Origin of the sequence: Streptomyces sp. NPDC001904, from assembly GCF_040297005.1 — a bacterium.
Lineage (GTDB): Bacteria > Actinomycetota > Actinomycetes > Streptomycetales > Streptomycetaceae > Streptomyces.
On record NZ_JBEOYI010000019.1, the window covers coordinates 35574 to 51057 of the forward strand.

Annotated in this window: 17 protein-coding genes; 9 read left to right on the top strand and 8 right to left on the bottom strand. The window is 72.4% G+C overall.

Annotated features, from left to right (window positions below; translation table 11 throughout):
• Positions 1-79: 79 nt before the first annotated feature.
• Together ABT127_RS26670 and ABT127_RS26675 are read left to right on the top strand one after the other, a co-directional pair.
• On the top strand, positions 80-1033 hold the full coding sequence (locus tag ABT127_RS26670; protein WP_351454921.1) for a 1-phosphofructokinase family hexose kinase: 954 nt from the start codon (positions 80-82) through the stop codon (positions 1031-1033).
• 38 nt (positions 1034-1071) lie between these two features.
• Complete coding sequence (locus ABT127_RS26675) at positions 1072-1509, top strand: hypothetical protein (RefSeq protein WP_351454924.1); 438 nt, start codon at positions 1072-1074, stop codon at positions 1507-1509.
• 41 nt (positions 1510-1550) lie between these two features.
• On the opposite strand, the gene ABT127_RS26680 is transcribed toward ABT127_RS26675, so the two are convergent.
• Positions 1551-2492: a carbohydrate-binding protein gene (locus tag ABT127_RS26680; RefSeq protein ID WP_351454927.1), complete on the bottom strand. Its 942-nt coding sequence runs from the start codon at positions 2490-2492 to the stop codon at positions 1551-1553.
• A 112-nt stretch (positions 2493-2604) separates the two neighbouring features.
• The gene (gene cdgB, locus ABT127_RS26685) at positions 2605-4275 is read right to left on the bottom strand and encodes a diguanylate cyclase CdgB (protein ID WP_351454930.1); all 1671 of its coding nucleotides are present in this window, start codon (positions 4273-4275) and stop codon (positions 2605-2607) included.
• Between the two features lie 363 nt (positions 4276-4638).
• Between cdgB and ABT127_RS26690 the strand changes: the two genes are divergently transcribed.
• On the top strand, positions 4639-5223 hold the full coding sequence (locus ABT127_RS26690; RefSeq protein ID WP_502971787.1) for a flavin reductase family protein: 585 nt from the start codon (positions 4639-4641) through the stop codon (positions 5221-5223).
• A gap of 29 nt (positions 5224-5252) precedes the next feature.
• On the opposite strand, the gene arfB is transcribed toward ABT127_RS26690, so the two are convergent.
• Positions 5253-5678, bottom strand: a complete 426-nt coding sequence (gene arfB, locus ABT127_RS26695) for an alternative ribosome rescue aminoacyl-tRNA hydrolase ArfB (RefSeq protein ID WP_351454933.1) — start codon at positions 5676-5678, stop codon at positions 5253-5255.
• 190 nt (positions 5679-5868) lie between these two features.
• On the opposite strand from arfB, the gene ABT127_RS26700 reads away from it, so the two are divergent.
• Positions 5869-6444 carry a TerD family protein gene (locus ABT127_RS26700; RefSeq protein ID WP_111665406.1) on the top strand — a complete coding sequence of 192 codons (576 nt, stop codon included), beginning with the start codon at positions 5869-5871 and terminating at the stop codon, positions 6442-6444.
• Positions 6445-6530: 86 nt separating this feature from the next.
• Positions 6531-7109: a GNAT family N-acetyltransferase gene (locus ABT127_RS26705; protein ID WP_351454936.1), complete on the top strand. Its 579-nt coding sequence runs from the start codon at positions 6531-6533 to the stop codon at positions 7107-7109.
• Here ABT127_RS26705 and ABT127_RS26710 read toward each other — a convergent pair.
• The 4 genes from ABT127_RS26710 to ABT127_RS26725 all read right to left on the bottom strand — a co-directional run bounded on the left by ABT127_RS26710 (position 7043) and on the right by ABT127_RS26725 (position 10933).
• A complete protein-coding gene (locus tag ABT127_RS26710) occupies positions 7043-8479 on the bottom strand; it encodes a M1 family metallopeptidase (RefSeq protein WP_351454939.1) in 1437 nt (478 codons plus the stop codon). The two genes, ABT127_RS26705 and ABT127_RS26710, sit on opposite strands and share 67 nt — an antisense overlap.
• 59 nt (positions 8480-8538) lie before the next feature.
• Positions 8539-9654: a YncE family protein gene (locus tag ABT127_RS26715; RefSeq protein ID WP_351454942.1), complete on the bottom strand. Its 1116-nt coding sequence runs from the start codon at positions 9652-9654 to the stop codon at positions 8539-8541.
• Positions 9651-10247: an ankyrin repeat domain-containing protein gene (locus tag ABT127_RS26720; RefSeq protein WP_351454945.1), complete on the bottom strand. Its 597-nt coding sequence runs from the start codon at positions 10245-10247 to the stop codon at positions 9651-9653. The genes ABT127_RS26715 and ABT127_RS26720 overlap by 4 nt, the downstream gene beginning before the upstream one ends.
• 134 nt (positions 10248-10381) lie before the next feature.
• Complete coding sequence (locus tag ABT127_RS26725; protein ID WP_351454948.1) at positions 10382-10933, bottom strand: GlcG/HbpS family heme-binding protein; 552 nt, start codon at positions 10931-10933, stop codon at positions 10382-10384.
• A 205-nt stretch (positions 10934-11138) separates the two neighbouring features.
• Between ABT127_RS26725 and ABT127_RS26730 the strand changes: the two genes are divergently transcribed.
• The 3 genes from ABT127_RS26730 to ABT127_RS26740 all read left to right on the top strand — a co-directional run bounded on the left by ABT127_RS26730 (position 11139) and on the right by ABT127_RS26740 (position 13670).
• The gene (locus ABT127_RS26730) at positions 11139-12347 is read left to right on the top strand and encodes a sensor histidine kinase (RefSeq protein WP_351454951.1); all 1209 of its coding nucleotides are present in this window, start codon (positions 11139-11141) and stop codon (positions 12345-12347) included.
• A 166-nt stretch (positions 12348-12513) separates the two neighbouring features.
• Positions 12514-13146 (top strand): response regulator, encoded by a 633-nt coding sequence (locus ABT127_RS26735; RefSeq protein ID WP_351454954.1) that lies wholly within the window; start codon positions 12514-12516, stop codon positions 13144-13146.
• 23 nt (positions 13147-13169) lie between these two features.
• A complete protein-coding gene (locus tag ABT127_RS26740) occupies positions 13170-13670 on the top strand; it encodes a hypothetical protein (RefSeq protein WP_351455263.1) in 501 nt (166 codons plus the stop codon).
• A gap of 5 nt (positions 13671-13675) precedes the next feature.
• On the opposite strand, the gene ABT127_RS26745 is transcribed toward ABT127_RS26740, so the two are convergent.
• Positions 13676-14353, bottom strand: coding sequence for a pentapeptide repeat-containing protein (locus tag ABT127_RS26745; RefSeq protein WP_351454957.1), 678 nt, complete (start codon positions 14351-14353; stop codon positions 13676-13678).
• A gap of 120 nt (positions 14354-14473) precedes the next feature.
• On the opposite strand from ABT127_RS26745, the gene ABT127_RS26750 reads away from it, so the two are divergent.
• Entirely contained in the window at positions 14474-15481 is a 1008-nt protein-coding gene (locus ABT127_RS26750; RefSeq protein WP_351454960.1) for a zinc-binding dehydrogenase, read from the top strand.
• Positions 15482-15484 lie beyond the last annotated feature (3 nt).

A 15484-nucleotide genomic window follows, 5' to 3' on the forward strand; every position in this document is an offset into this window, starting at 1 on the left:
GGCCAACCGCCTTGACTTTGGCATGATCGACCCCCGTTACTGAAAGTACGTACGCGCTCGCATCGGGGGGTGAGGTCCTGTGATCCTCACGGTCACACTGAACACCGCACTCGACATCACCTACCGGGTGCCGTCCCTGCGCCCGCACGCCTCGCACCGCATCACCGAGGTCACCGAACGCCCCGGCGGCAAGGGGCTGAACGTGGCGCGGGTGCTGGCCGCCCTCGGCCACGAGGTGACCGTCACGGGCTTCGTGGGCGGCGCGACGGGGGCGGCCCTCCAGGACCAACTCCGGTGCTCGGACGGGATTTCCGACGCCCTGGTGCCCGTCCACGGTTCGACCCGTCGCACGGTCGCCGTGGTGGACGCGGCGACGGGCGACACGACGCAGCTGAACGAACCGGGCCCGCTGATCGCCTCCGCCGAGTGGGCGGCCTTCCAGGAGGCGTACGGGGATCTGCTCGGCTCCGCCTCGGCGGTGGCCCTGTGCGGCAGCCTGCCGCCGGGCGTCCCGGTGGGTGCCTACGCGACGCTGATCCGGGCCGCGCGGTCCGCCTCCGTCCCGGTCCTGCTGGACACCAGCGGTGAACCGCTGCGCCGGGGCATCGCGGCCCGCCCCGACGTCGTCAAGCCGAACGCGGACGAGCTGGCCGAACTCACCGGCTCCCACGAGCCGTTGCAGGCGATGAAGGACACCCGCAGACGCGGTGCCCACGCCGTGGTCGCCTCCCTGGGCGCCGAGGGCCTGTGCGCCCTCACCCCGGACGGCTCCTGGCGCGCCCCGGCCCCCGACCGCCTCTCCGGCAACCCCACGGGCGCGGGCGACTCGGCGGTGGCGGGCCTGCTCTCGGCCCAGGTCGAACAACTGCCGTGGCCGCAGCGCCTGGCCCGCGCGGTGGCGCTGTCGGCGGCGACGGTGGTGTCCCCGGTGGCCGGCGAGTTCGACCGGAAGACGTACGAGGACCTGTTCCAGCAGGTGGTGGTCACCGAGCAGGAGCAATCGCTGCGGTCGTCAGGCACAACTTCCTTATAGGAATGCGCCATTGATCACTACTCGTTAACATCGTGACCATGTCAAAGACGAAGAACATTCTGAAAAAGCGATCCGTCCAGCTCGCGGGCGGCACCGTCGGTGCTCTGGCCCTGACGCTGACTCTCGCCTCCCCATCCTCGGCCGCCGCGTCCGGCTACTACTCCGCCGAGTGTTCCACCACGGGGGCCTGGGGACGGATCATCGCCGAGTACTACGGAGCCAGCAGCCGGCTCGACTTCGACATGACCATCGGGGACACACTGGGCGACGGCCACCACGCCCGCGCCCGCCTGATCACCAAGAACGCCAACGGCACGCGCAAGAACTGGGCGTGGCACTCGGCCGTCGGCAACAACGAGACCGTCAGCCTGAGCACATACGCCATCGACAGCTCCGGCATCCACGACTGGGGCGTCCAGGTGGCGCGCTTCGAGGGCGACAGCCTGATGAACTCCTGCACCAACTGGATGTCCTGACCGGCACCGGCTCACGGGGCGGGGCGTGAGCCCCCCCCGGATCAGCCCTTGGTGCCCTCGACCAGCCACATCTGGTCGACGAGCGCGTTGCACTGGTTGCCCTGCTCGCAGGAGATCGTGATCGCGTTCGTCCCCTTGGTGAGCTGGACGACGCCCCAGGTGTCCGTCCAGCCCTTCTCCCAGTCGCCCTTGTCGGCGTGCGCGTAGTTCTTCATGCTCAGAAGGCGCGACTGCTCGGTGCCGTTCACCGTCATTGTGGCGTTGTCGTCCTCGCCGGGCACGCTGTACGTCACGTGCAGGCTGTACGCGGCATCCTTCGGGATGTTGTTGACGGTCCAGGTCAGGCTCGCGCCAGCCTTGTTGAACGTCACGTATGTGCCCGCCTTCGCGCCCTTCACGTCGGCAGCGGTGGCCGCGGGGCCGCCCAGCGTCAGCGACTTTGCGTCGGTCTTCGGCAGGTCCGCCGGCTCGGCGGAGGCATCCGCCGACTGCGACGCCGTCTCGCTCGGGCGCACCGACTGCGAGTCGCCGGAGGGCTTGGCGCCCGCGTCGGCGTTCTTGTCGTCGTCCGAGCCGTTGCTGAGCATGGCGACGGAGATGCCGATCACCACGGCTGCGACGACGGCGACCGCGCCGATCAGCAGCGCCTTGGTGTTGGGACCGCGGCCGCCACCGCCGCCGCGCGAGGAGCGCGACGACACCGGCTGCGTGGGAGGACCGCCACCGGGCACCGTCTCCGGTGCCTGGTAGTGGGCGTTCGGCTGGTGGTACGCCTGGGTCTGCTGCGGCGGCACCTGCTGCTGCCCGTACTGACGCTCACCGACCGTGCGGACCTGGTTGAAGGAGCGGGAGTTCGGGTAGCCGTAGCCGCCGCCCCCGCCGTTCGGCGGGGTCGCCCCGGCCGCCTGCCCGTCGGCGTACAGATAGCCGAACGGATCGTCGTCCTCGGGCGTGGTGCTCGCGCCATTGTTGCCGGGCGCCATCCCTGATCACTCCCCTACACGTTTGCTTACCCGGGCGAGCGTACCCGCTGCGAGTGACCCCAAGGAGTGGCCTTGACCTCACAGCCGCAGGAGAATCCGGGCGTCCTGCGGCTCAGCCCGCTCGCCGGTGCTGCTTGGCACGTGATCTTTTCTCCACGTACATCCGCTGGTCAGCGGATTGCAGCACTTCCTCTGCCGTCATCCCGCAGTGCGCCCAGCCGATGCCGAAACTGGCCCCCACCCGGACCGCGCGGCCGTCCACCCGAATCGGCGGAATGATGGCATTGCGCAGCCTGACGGCGAGGTCCTGTGCATCGGCGCGGCCGAGCCCGTCGGCGAGCACCACGAACTCGTCACCGCCGAGCCGGGCCACCGTGTCCCCGTCCCGCACCCCGCTGGTCAGCCGGCGGGCCACCTCGATGAGGACGGCGTCGCCCGCGTTGTGCCCGAACCGGTCGTTGATCGACTTGAAGCCGTCGAGGTCGCAGAAGAGCACGGCGAGGCCCTTGGTGCCGTCGTCGGTCGTCTCGTCGCCGCCCGGCGCCGAGACGTGCACATGGTGGTCGAAGCCCTCGTAGAGGCCGCCCGCGGCGTGCCCGGTGCGGTGCAGGGCGGCCGGGCCGTAGTCGAAGTCGTGCCCGATGGGGTCGCCGTAGGCCGCGTCGAGGGAGTCGACGGCGCTGGGCAGCTGCTCCTGGGGGCGGCGGCAGAGCCGGGCCCCGAGCCGGGAGCGCAGCTCCGCCGAGTTCGGCAGGCCGGTCAGGGAGTCGTGCGAGGCGCGGTGGGCGAGGTGCAGCTCGCGGCGCTTGCGCTCCTCGATGTCCTCGACGTGGGTGAGCAGGAAGCGCGGCCCGTCGGCGGCGTCGGCCACCACCGAGTTGCGCAGCGAGACCCAGACGTAGGTGCCGTCGCGCCGCCCGAGCCGCAGCTCGGCCCGGCCGCCCTCGGCGGAGGTGCGCAGCAGGGTGCCGATGTCCTCGGGGTGCACGAGGTCGGAGAAGGAGTAGCGGCGCATCGCGGAGGCGGGGCGGCCCAGGAGGCGGCACAGCGCGTCGTTGGTCCGCAGGATCCGGCCGCGGTCGTCGCCGCCCAGCTCGGCGATGGCCATGCCGGAGGGCGCGTACTCGAAGGCCTGCCGGAAGCTCTCCTCGCTGGCGCGCAGGGCCTGCTGCTCACGCTCCAGGCGGACCAGGGCGCGCTGCATGTTGGCCCGCAGCCGGGCGTTGCTGATGGCGATGGCGGCCTGGAAGGCGTACATCTGCAGGGCCTCGCGGCCCCAGGCGCCGGGTATCCGGCCGTTGCGCGGGCGGTCCACCGATATGACGCCGATCAGCTCGCCGCCGGCCGCGCCGGTCGCGTACATCGGGGCGAAGAGGCGGTCGGAGGGGTGCCACTCGTCCTCGAAGCGGGGCGGCGGCCCGTCGGTGAACCACTGCGGCACGTCGTCCTCGTCCAGGACCCAGCCCTCGGTGTGCGGTATGAAGCACAGCTCGCCCCAGCGCTCGCCCATGGTGAGCCGGCGGTCCCAGGCGGCGCGGGAGCCGACCCGGCCGGTGATGAGGGCCTCGGCGGCGGAGTTCCCGGAGAAGGCGGCGACCACGAGATCGCCGTCGGGGCGTACGAGGTTGACGCACGCCAGCTCGTAACCCAGCCCGTTGACGACTCCGTCGGCGACGGTCTGGAGGGTGTCGGCCAGACTGCGGGCCGCGTTCATGTCCGCCATCACGTGGTGCAGCTGCCGCAGAGTCGCAAGACGGACGTAGGGCTCCGACTCGGTCTCCATGCTCAGCTCTCCCCGAGACCTCGACAGCACTCCAGTACTCTGATCGGCTCTTTCCCCGCGCACGTGCAGCAGCACGTTCATCTCGCAGTGTCGACCGCCACTGAATCACAGCGCGCTGCTCACTCGGTACACAGGGTCAACAAAAAAGGGCTCCTGTGACTCAAGTCACAGCAATACATGAAGGATTGAGGGGCATGTCCAGATGCATTCTGTGCGTTTCCCGAACACGGTAACCAGGCCAGAACAGGTCATTTCCTCCCAGAGCCGGAGCTTTTTCTCTTGAAGGTACGCCGAGGGACCTAGGTCCCTCCTCGGCCCTCGGCCCGATGTGGGGCACCGTACCGCCCGGTTAGCGTCGAGGGCGTGCTGAAGACTTCCCCTGCTGCTCCCGTCACCCCTGCCCCACGTTCCCCCGGGCATGCTGAGGGGGTGAGCAACGACCAGTTCCGCGCCGCACTGTCCCGCCTCGCCGCGGGAGTCGTGCTGCTGACCGCCCGCGAGCCCTCGCTCGACCCCGACGACGCCGGGGCGCCCCCTGGCGAGGACGCGGGCATGACGGCCACGGCGTTCATGTCGGTGTCCCTGGATCCGCCGCTGGTGATGGTCTCCCTGCGCAACGGCTCGCGCATGGACGACCTGCTGGAGGAGCAGCCCCTGTGGGCGGTGTCCCTGCTCTCGGAGTCGCAGAGCCGGATCGCCGGGCTCTTCGCGATGAAGGGCCGCATCAGCGACCGGCTGCTCTTCGAGGACGTCCCGTACGTACGCGGTGAGCACACGGACGCCCCGCTGGTGGGCGGGGCGCTGGCGACGCTGGAGTGCCGGACGGAGCAGGTGGTGCCCGCCGGTGACCACACCCTGTACATCGGCCGCGTCCTGGGCGCCGCCCTGCCCGGCGCCGACGGCGGGCCCCTGATGTATTTCCGGGGGCGGTACCGGGGGCTGGGGTGACCTCGCGGTTCGGCTGACGGCCGGTGGGGCTACCAGTCGCGGCCGGTGCGGCCGCGCTTGGTTTCGGAGCGGGCCTTCTTCTCGCGGAGGCGGCGCTCATTTATGCCCCGCGGAATCTTGGTGGCCCGGCGAGGCTTCGGCGGCGGGGCGGACGCCTCGGCGAGCAGCGCGGCGAGCCGCACGGCAGCCGTCTCCCGATTGCGCCACTGCGAACGGTGCTCGGACGCCCGTACGGTCACCACCCCGCCCACCAGACGCGACCCGAGCCGCTCCAGCGCCCGCGCCTTCCACACCTCGGGCAGCGCCCGGGTGTTCGCCAGGTCGAAGGACAGCTCCACCTTCGAGTCGGAAGTGTTGACGTGCTGCCCGCCCGGCCCGGACGACCGCGAGAAACGCCAGACCAGCTCGGCCTCCGGAAGGACGACCGAACCGCGGATGGGATAAGGACCGGACATGGGTCCATGGTCGCGCGTCAGGACGCGCCCCGTCACCCGGATTTCCCCCTGACGGGAACACGGGTAAAGAAAGTAAAGAGACCTGGAACCTTCTCCACCCCGCATCGCGTTCATACGGGTACGAGTAGCTTCGGCTACGCACGTACACCCGTACGCGCACGCACTTAACGAGGGAAGGGACTCCCGAACCATGGCTGTAAGCCTGTCCAAGGGTGGCAACGTCTCGCTCACCAAGGAGGCTCCGGGCCTGACCGCCGTCACCGTGGGCCTCGGCTGGGACGTCCGCACCACCACCGGTACCGACTTCGACCTGGACGCCTCCGCGATCGCGGTGAACACGCAGGGCAAGGTCTACTCGGACGGCCACTTCGTCTTCTTCAACAACAAGCAGACGCCGGACCAGACGATCGTGCACACCGGTGACAACCGCACCGGCGAGGGCGACGGCGACGACGAGGCGATCAACGTCAACCTGGCGGGCCTGCCCGCCGACGTCGACAAGATCGTCTTCCCGGTCTCGATCTACGACGCGGAGAACCGCTCGCAGAACTTCGGCCAGGTGCGCAACGCGTACATCCGCATCCTCAACCAGGCCGGCGGCGCCGAGATCGCCCGCTACGACCTCTCCGAGGACGCGGCGACGGAGACGGCGATGGTCTTCGGCGAGCTCTACCGCAACGGCGCCGAGTGGAAGTTCCGCGCGGTCGGCCAGGGCTACGCCTCGGGCCTGGTCGGCATCGCCCAGGACTTCGGTGTGAACGTCTGACGCAGCCGCGTTCCAGAGTTCCTGAGGTGCACGGGCCCCGGATCCTTCCGGGGCCCGTTCCCGTGCGCCGCCCTACGCTCTCCCCCGTGGACATCAGCCGACTCACCCAGCCGCCCGACCGCGCCCTGCTCGCCGAGCTGACCGCCCTGTACGCCTCCAACCGGGACTTCTTCGCGCTCAGCGGCGACTTCCCCGACCCCGACGCGATCACCGCGGAGCAGGTCGCCGCCACCCTCGCCGAGGAACGTGCCGCGCCCGGCGCCGAGACGCTGCTCGCCCGGGACACCGAGGGGCGGCTCGTCGGGATCGCGCTGACCCTCGCCCGCCATCCCGACCCGGCCGACCCGGACCCGTGGATCGGCCTGCTGCTCGTCGACGCCCGGCACCGGCGCACCGGCCACGGACGGCGGCTGGCGGACGCCGTCGAGGAGCGCTTCCGGCGGGCGGGCCGCACCGCCGTCCGGCTCGCCGTGCTCGACAACAACCCCGACGGCCTCGCCTTCTGGACCGCCCTCGGCTACCGGGAGATCGACCGCCGCCGGGACCGTCAGCTCGGCCGCCCCTGCCGGGTACTGCGCAAGCCGCTGGCCCCCGCCCCTCAGGACTCGTCCGGGTCGTCTCGGTCGTCCGGGTCGTCCGGGGCGTCCGGCTTGCCCTTGCCGTAGAGCCAGTCCTTCCAGACCTTGGCGAGCGCGTCCTTCTCGGTGGGGTTCGCGCGCTCCACGTAGGCCGTGAAGTCGTGGGTGTCGGCGTTGCCGTACTTGTGGTCGGCCGGCCAGCTCTTGAGCAGGGCGAAGAACTTGGCGTCGCCGATGGTCTTCCGGATGCGGTGGAGGACCATCGCGCCGCGCTGGTAGACGGGCGAGTCGGAGATGTGCGCGGCGCTCGGCGGGTCGGCGGGCGGGAAGGCCCAGACGGCGGAGTCCGGCGCGTGGTCGTACGCCGCGTCGAAGGACTCCTGGGCGCTGACGGGATCGTCGGCGCGCTGCTCCTCCCACAGCCACTCGGCGTAGGTGGCGAAGCCCTCGTTGAGCCACATGTCGCGCCAGGTCTTCGGGGTGACCGAGTCGCCGTACCACTGGTGGGCCATCTCGTGGACGAGCAGGCCCACGTCGGGGGCGCCGGGGAAGACGGGCCGGTTCTGCGTCTCCAGCGCGTACCCGGCGTCGCCCTCGCGCTCGACGATCGCGCCGGTGGAGGAGAACGGGTACGCGCCGAACGTCCGCGTCTCCCAGTCGACGACCTCGGGGAGCCGGGCGAGGACCTTCGCGCTCGCCGCCGCCTGCTCGGGGTCGACCGCGGTGTACACGGGGATGCCGGCCGGCGTCCGGGACGTGTGCGTCTCGAACTTCCCGATGGCGACCGTGGCCACGTAGCTCGCCATGGGCTGGGTGACGCGCCAGGTGTAGGTGACGGTCTTGCCGTACGCGGACCGCTTGGTGCCCGTCAACTCGCCGTTGGAGACGGCCTGTACGCCCGTGGGGACGCTGACCGCGATGGTGTACGTCGCCTTGTCGGAGGGGTGGTGGTTGCCGGGGAACCAGGCCATCGAGCCGGTCGGTTCGCCGAGGCCGAGCGCCCCGTCGTCGGTGCGCAGCCAGCCCTCCTCGGAGCCGTCGGGGTCGGTGATGGTGGCGGGCTCGCCGGAGTAGCGCACGACCGTACGGAAGGTGTGGCCCTCGGGCAGTTCGTCGAACGGGCGGATCGTCAGCTCGTTCCCGGCGCGCTGGCTCCTCGCCCGCTTCTTGTCGACGGTGACACCGGCGACCGCGAGCCCGTGCAGGTCGAGGTTGAAGGCGCTGAGGTCCTGGAGGGCCGTCGCGGTGAGGGTGGCGGTGCCGGTGAGGCGGTGGCCGTCCGGGTCGTAGGCGAGGTTCAGGGAGTAGTGGGTGACGTCGTAGCCGCCGTTGCCCAGCTTCGGGAAGTACGGGTCGCGCAGGCCCGAGGCGCCGGGCGACCCGTCGACCCCGCCGCCGCAGGCCGCGACGGAGAGCAGGGCGGCGACGAGGGCGAGGGAGCGGGGGCGTCTGCGCACCCCCACACCCTATTGCCCTTTATGTCCGCACGGCTGCCGGTGCGGCTCGGGTACGGCCGTCAGAGGACGGCGATGCCCAACGGCCGCTCCCCGGCCGCCAGTCGGTGCGTGTCGCCGCTGTCGACGTCGACAGCGGTGATCCCGTTCCAGTAGCCGTCGCGGGTGAAGCCGCCGGTGACGTACGCCGTGCGGCCGTCGGCGGAGACGGCGACGTCCTCGTGCGGGCCGTCGAGGGGGATCACCTTCTCCCGGCCGTCCTTCGTGCGGACGGTCAGGGAAGGGCCCGCGTCCTCGGCCGGGTCGATGGGGCCCGTGCCGACGACGAACAGGGTGCCGTCGGGGGTGACGGTGACACCGTGCTGGTGCGTGTTCGCCGTCATCCGCTCGATGCGGGACCGGCCCGTCTCCGGGTCGACGACGACCAGCTTCTCGCCCTCGAAGGGCAGCAGCAGCTTCCCGTCCGAGGGGCGTACGGCGGTGTAGTGCGGCTTCAGCCAGGAGCCGAGGCCGCCTTCGGTGCCGTAGGGCGCGACCTCGATGCGGCGGGTGGCGCCGCTGCCGGTGTCGAGGACGGTGACGTCGAAGGAGTCGTGGTCCGTCGCGTACACCTCGCGGCCGTCGCGCGAGACGTCCACGTCGAAGGGGCGCCGGCCGACATCGGCGGTGCCGGTGACGCGGAGCGTGCGGGTGTCGACGGTCTCCAACGTGCCGTTGCCGTCGGGGACGTTGACCCCGACGTACACGTGCCGGCCGTCGGGGGCCAGCGCGATGCCCATGCCGCCGCCGCGGTACTCGCCGCCGGTGACCGGGCCGAGGTGCTCCGTCTCGTACGGGATCAGCGCAACGCGCTCGCGCGCCGCGGTGTCGACGACGGCGACGCCCTCGGCGGTGGCCACCCAGGCCCGGCCGTCGTCGCCGACGACGAGGCCGTAGGGCGCGCGGCCCACGGTCACCGTGTCGGTGACCCCTTCGCGGGGGTCGACGAAGCTGACGGTGTCGGCGCCGAAGTCGGCGACGAGGAGGGTGCCGGCCGGGGTACCGCGCGGCGCGCGGTCCGGCTGGGCGCTCGCGCTCCTACTCGTACTGGCGCTGGTGCTCGGGGTGTCGGGGGTCTGGGTCGCGCAGCCCGTCACCAGCACGGCGACGGCCGCCGCGGCGAGCGCGAGGCGTTTCACCGTACGGCCCTCAGCAGACCGGCGATCCGGGTGAACCCGCGCCGCTCGGCGTGCTCCAGGGGCGTCACGCCGTCGCCGTCGGGGAGGTCGGGGGTGGCGCCCGCCGTGATCAGCAGCTCCACGATCTCCTGGTGGGCACGGCCGCCGTCACCGAGGATCACCGCCTCCAGCAGGGCCGTCCAGCCGAGCCGGTTGACGTGGTCGACGTCGATGTCGGTCTCGCGGAGCAGGGCCCGTACGTAGTCGACGTGACCGCGTTCGGAGGCCGGGATGAGGGAGATGCCGCCGAAGCGGTTGGTGACCTTCAGGTCGGGGCCCGCGGGCAGCAGCGCGCGCATCATGGCGACCGAGCCGGTGACGCCGGTGACCAGCCACGGGCTGTCGGACCGGTCGTCCTGCGCGTTCGGGTCGGCGCCCGCCGCGACGAGTGCCTCCGCCGTGGGCACGTGGTCGTGCAGCGCGGCGAGGAGGAGGGGGGTGCGGCGGTGGGCGTCGCGGACGTCGGGGCCGGCGCCGGCCGCCAGCGCGGTGCGGACGGTGTCGGTGTCGCCCTGGGCCGCGGCGGTCAGCAGGGTGGCGTCGTCGTTCTTCATGGGGCGGGTCCTCATCTGCCTGGCTTCTCTTCCGTGCCGGGGTGCGCGGCTCGTCGTGGCCGGTCGCGCAGTTCCCCGCGCCCCTGGCGGGGCGCACCTTCCTCGTGATCTTGAAGGTGCGCCCCCTTCCGGGTCTAGCGGAGCGCGGCGACGCCGGCCTGGGCGAACTTCTCGTCCTGGTCGCCCGAGGGGGCACCGGCCACGCCGATGCCGGCGATCGGGGCGTTCTTGGCGGTGACGGGGGCGCCGCCCGCGAGGAACAGGGTGCCGGGGATGTCCTTCAGGTTCGGCGTGCTCTCCAGGCGCTTGGCCAGCTCGGAGGTGGGCGCGTTCCAGGAGACGGCGGTGTACGCCTTCTTCTCGGCGGACTCGTAGGACTGCGGGCCGGCGCCGTCGCCGCGCAGGGTCAGGATCGTGTTGCCGTTGCGGTCGACGACGGCGACGGAGACCTTCTGGTTCTCCTTCTCGGCGGCGTGCAGCGCGGCCAGCGCGGCCTTGTTCGCGGCCTCGGCCGTGAGGTGCGTGGAGGTGGTGGTGGTCGCGCTCTTCACGTTGGCGGCGGGCGCGGCGGCCGGGGCCGAGGCGTTCGCGGAGACCGTGCCGAGGGTGCCGGCGGCGACGGCGGCGAGGACGGCACCGCCGGTGGCGATGCGGGCGCGGCGGGACATGTTCTTCAGGGAGGCCATGCGATTCAACTCCTGGAGGGCGGGGCGTGCGTTCCTTCTGCACTCCATGCTGGGTCCGGAACCGGCCCGCTCCCGTCGGCGTTCCGGCTGCTCGGCGGCTGCCGGGCGGCTGACCCCGGGGTCATCCGATCGGTTGACCCCGGGGGCGGGACCGCACCCGACAATGGGAGTGTTTGCCCAGTTCGGAGCGGCGCGGGAGGCGGCCATGAGGGAGTCCGACGACGATGCCGGGGCGGAGGCCGGGGCAGCGGACAGCCGGTGGCTGGCCGTCGTCGTGCACGCCGCGTTCTTCCTGCTGCTCGCGGTCGCCCTCGCCCGGTTCCTGCTGCGGCACCCCGGCGGCGCCCGGGTCCCCTGGATCATCGCCCTCAGCGTCGTCCTCACCGTGCTCTACGTGGTCGGACCCGCCCGGGAGGACCCGCGCCGCTCCCCCGCCCGGCAGCGGCTGTGGCTGTCCCTCGTGGTCGCCGTGGTCGTGGTGCTCGTCGTCCTCGCCCCGAGCTTCGCCTGGGTCGGGATCCCGCTCTTCTACACCGGCCTGCGCACCCTGCCGACCCGCGCGGCGCTCATCCTCGTGACGCTGGTGACCGGTCTCGTCATCGCCTCCCAGGTGCGGCTCGCCGGGCGCTGGGACCCGGACCTGGTGCTCGGCCCGCCGGTCGTGGCCGTGCTCGCCGCCGGGGTCTTCCTCCAGATGCAGTGGCAGACGGCCCGGCAGCGCGCCCTCATCGACGACCTGATCCGCACCCGCCGCGAGCTGGCCGCCGCCGAACGCCGGGCGGGCACGCTCGCCGAGCGGGAGCGGCTGTCCATGGAGATCCACGACACCCTCGCGCAGGGCCTGTCCAGCCAGCAGATGCTGCTCCAGGCCGCCGAACGGGTCTGGGCCTCCGACCCCGGCAAGGCCCGCACCCATGTGCACACCGCCGCGTCCATCGCCGACCACAACCTCACCGAGGCCCGTCGCTTCGTGCACGATCTGGCCCCCGGCGACCTGGCCCACGGCCTGGAGCAGGGGCTGCGCGCGGTGGCCGCCCGGGAGTCCGGGGAGCGGCTGGCGGTCCGGGTCCACATCGACGCCGGCGAGCGCGCCGGGCTCGGGCGGCTTCCCGACCGGGTCGAGGCGGCGCTGCTGCGTATCGCGCAGGGCGCGCTGGCCAACGTACGGGAGCATGCCGGGGCCTCCGGCGCGGCCGTCACGCTCACGCTGCTGGACGATCAGGTGGTGCTGGATGTCGCCGACGACGGGTGCGGGTTCGATGCCGGGGCGGATGTGGTGCCCGGGGTGCGGGGGCACGGTCTGGCGGCCATGCGGGCCCGGGTGACCCAGCTGGGCGGCACCCTGACCATCGAATCCACCCCCACCGAGGGCACCGTCCTCTCCGCCTCGATCCCGCTGTCGAGCGCACCTTGAGTGCGGCCGGTCGCCCCTGGATGCCGAAGGCACCCCAGGGGCGCGGGGAACTGCGCGAGAAGCGGCCACCGGCCCGCACCCGAAGAACAACCCCACAGGGGCGCGGGGAACTGCGCGACCAGCCCCCACGCACCCGCACCCGACCACCACCCCCAGGAGCCCCCATATGACACCCCCGGTCCGACTCCTGCTCTGCGACGACCACGTGGTCGTCAGAGCGGGCCTCCTCGCCCTCCTCGACAGCGCCGAGAACATCGAGGTGATCGGCGAGGCGGGCACCGGTGAGGAAGCCATCGCGCTGACGGCGAAACTCCACCCCGACGTCGTCCTGATGGACCTCCAGCTGGGCCCGGGCATCGACGGAGTGGAAACCACCCGCCGCCTCACCACGGCCCCGGCCCCCACCCCCCACGTCCTGGTCCTGACCACCTACGACACCGACGCCGACATCACCCGCGCCATCGAGGCCGGCGCGACGGGCTACCTCCTCAAGGCCGAGCGCCCGGAGGAACTCTTCGCGGCGATCCAGGCGGCGGCACAAGGCCGCACGGCCCTCTCGGCACCGGTGGCGTCCCGCGTGATGGCGAACATGCGCAAGCCGCGCCCCACCCTCACCGACCGCGAACGCGACATCCTCGCCCAGCTCGCCCACGGCCTGGGCAACCGCGAGATCGCCAAGGCCCTGTTCATCAGCGAGGCCACGGTCAAGACCCACCTGGGCCGGATCTACGACAAACTCGGCGTCGATACCCGGGCCGGCGCCGTGGCGGTCGCGAAGGAGCAGCGTCTGCTGCCGTGAGCGGGCATGACACCATCGACCCCGTGCTCGACATCGGCTACGCCCTCTCCCGCCGCTTCCCGGACCCCCCGCAGACGGACTACCGCCGCGCGGACGTCCACGCGCTGCGCCACGACCTGTTCTGCGGCGACGTGTACCTGGCCGACACCAAGGCCGACCGGGAACTGTCCACAGCCTGGGGATGGGTGCCGGTCCTGGACTTCGCCTGGGCGCTCTGCGACATCGTGGAGCAGCTCGACAAGGACCCGCGCGGCAGCCGCTCGGCGACCCCCCAGTACGCGGACCTGGACTTCACCGAGTCCACCGACCGGATGCTCTTCGAGCGCCGCTTCGGCTGGGTCGACATCGAGGCCGACTGGGTGGAGGGCCACGAGCCCCCGCTGACCTTCTCCCACTCCGCGCTGCGCCGCGAGGCCCGGGACTTCCTGCACGACCTGATCGCCGACCTCACCGACATGCACGAGGACCTGGCGGACAACCCGGCGATCTGGGACCTCCAGGGCCGCTTCCCCCGGCTGCCGTAGCGACCTCAGACCACGCGCACCCCCAGCTGCGCCGCGAACGCCCCCGCCAGGTCGAACAGCTGCCCGTGCGAGATCACGGCCCCGCCCAGCCGGTCGACCCCGCGCGCGATGCCCAGCTCGGCGGCCTCCCGCAGGTCGACGTCGACCAGCGTCACGCCCGTCAGGTCCGCCTCCTTCAGCACGCACCCGGTGAACTCCACCCGCTCGAGCCGCGCTCCCCCGAAGTCCGGCTCCACCAGCACGCATCCGTCGAAGACGACGTCCTTCAGGCGGGCCTTGCGCAGGTTCAGGTAGTCGATCTTGCCGCCGCGGATCACCACCCGCTCCAGCACGGACCCGTGCAGCTGCACCCCGCCGAGCCGCGCGTCCACCACCTCGACGTCCCGCAGCGTCGCCTCCGCCAGATCGGTGCCGACGCCTCTGATCCCGGTCAGCGTCGAGTCGATGATCCGGGCCCGCGCGAGCCCGGCCTCGTCGAAGGCGCACCCCTCCACCGCGCAGTCCATGAACCGCGCCCCGATCCCCTCCTGCCCGGCGAAGTCCACGCCCCGGAACTCCACGCCGTCGTAGTCCCCGTCCGGCTCCAGGCCCGCGCCCTCCCACGGCACGAGCGGAGGCAGCCGCACCTCCGGCCGTCGCGCCCTCTTCACCTTCGCCGCCGCACCACGCCGTTCCGTCGCCATGCCCCCATGCTGCACTCCCCCACTGACAACGGGACGGCAGCCTTGACCTCAACAGAACTTGAGGTCGAAGACTGGCCGTCCGGCGCCGCAGACCGCGGCCGCCCACCCACGGGAGCGCCCATGCACGCCATCCGCCTGCACGCCTTCGGCCCGGCCGAGCACCTCACGTACGAGAAGACCGACGACCCGGAGCCGGGCCCCGGCCAGGTCCGCATCGCGGTCGAGGCCGCCGGGGTGCACCTGCTCGACACCGCCCTCCGGCAGGGCTTCCGGGGCCCGGCCCCCGAGCTTCCCGCGCTGCCCACGATCCCGGGCCGCGAGGTCGCCGGGACGGTCGAGTCGCTCGGCGCGGACACCGACCCCGGCTGGCTCGGCAAGCGGGTCGTCGCCCATCTGGGCATGGTCCCCGGCGGCTACGCCGAACTCGCCGTCACCGACGCGGCCCGCCTGCACGAGATCCCCGCCGGGCTCGACGCGGCGCGGGCGGTGGCCCTGATCGGCACCGGCCGCACCGCCCTGGGCATCCTCGGCTTCACCACCGTCACCCCGGACACCGTCGCCCTGGTCCCCGCGGCGGCGGGCGGCATCGGCACGCTCCTCGTGCAGTACGTGAAGCACGCGGGCGGCACCGTCGTGGGGCTGGCCGGCGGTCCCGCCAAGACCCGCCGCGTCGAGGCGAACGGCGCGGACCTCGCCGTGGACTACACCGACGCCGACTGGCCCGCCCGCGTACGGGAGTTCCTGGGCGAGCGGCGCGTCACGGTCCTCTTCGACGGGGTGGGCGGCGCCACCACGGCCGCCGCGCTCGACCTGCTCGGCCCCGGCGGGCAGCATCTGGTCTTCGGCTGGTCCGCCCAGGGCCTGGACGACACCGCGGGACCGGTCCTCCTCGACGAGGCGGAGCGGGCCCGGCGCGGCATCACGCAGGTGCGGACCCTCGGCCCCGAGATGCTGCGGCGGGCGGGCGGCGCGAACCCGATGCGCACCCTGGAAAGCGCCGCCCTCGACCTGGGGGCCCGCGCCGTCCTGACCCCGGCCGTCAGCCGCTTCCCGCTGGCCGGGGCCGCCGCCGCCCACCGCGCCCTCGAATCCCGGGGCACGACGGGCAAGGTGGTCCTGGAACCGTGACCG

Excerpts from the sequence above, each read along its gene's own strand:
- ABT127_RS26675 (WP_351454924.1), top strand. The coding sequence starts at position 1,072 with ATGTCAAAGACGAAGAACATTCTGAAAAAGCGATCCGTCCAGCTCGCG.
- ABT127_RS26680 (WP_351454927.1), bottom strand. The coding sequence starts at position 2,492 with ATGGCGCCCGGCAACAATGGCGCGAGCACCACGCCCGAGGACGACGAT.
- cdgB (WP_351454930.1), bottom strand. The coding sequence starts at position 4,275 with ATGGAGACCGAGTCGGAGCCCTACGTCCGTCTTGCGACTCTGCGGCAG.
- arfB (WP_351454933.1), bottom strand. The coding sequence starts at position 5,678 with ATGTCCGGTCCTTATCCCATCCGCGGTTCGGTCGTCCTTCCGGAGGCC.
- ABT127_RS26700 (WP_111665406.1), top strand. The coding sequence starts at position 5,869 with ATGGCTGTAAGCCTGTCCAAGGGTGGCAACGTCTCGCTCACCAAGGAG.
- ABT127_RS26720 (WP_351454945.1), bottom strand. The coding sequence starts at position 10,247 with ATGAAGAACGACGACGCCACCCTGCTGACCGCCGCGGCCCAGGGCGAC.
- ABT127_RS26725 (WP_351454948.1), bottom strand. The coding sequence starts at position 10,933 with ATGGCCTCCCTGAAGAACATGTCCCGCCGCGCCCGCATCGCCACCGGC.
- ABT127_RS26730 (WP_351454951.1), top strand. The coding sequence starts at position 11,139 with ATGAGGGAGTCCGACGACGATGCCGGGGCGGAGGCCGGGGCAGCGGAC.
- ABT127_RS26735 (WP_351454954.1), top strand. The coding sequence starts at position 12,514 with ATGACACCCCCGGTCCGACTCCTGCTCTGCGACGACCACGTGGTCGTC.
- ABT127_RS26745 (WP_351454957.1), bottom strand. The coding sequence starts at position 14,353 with ATGGCGACGGAACGGCGTGGTGCGGCGGCGAAGGTGAAGAGGGCGCGA.
- ABT127_RS26750 (WP_351454960.1), top strand. The coding sequence starts at position 14,474 with ATGCACGCCATCCGCCTGCACGCCTTCGGCCCGGCCGAGCACCTCACG.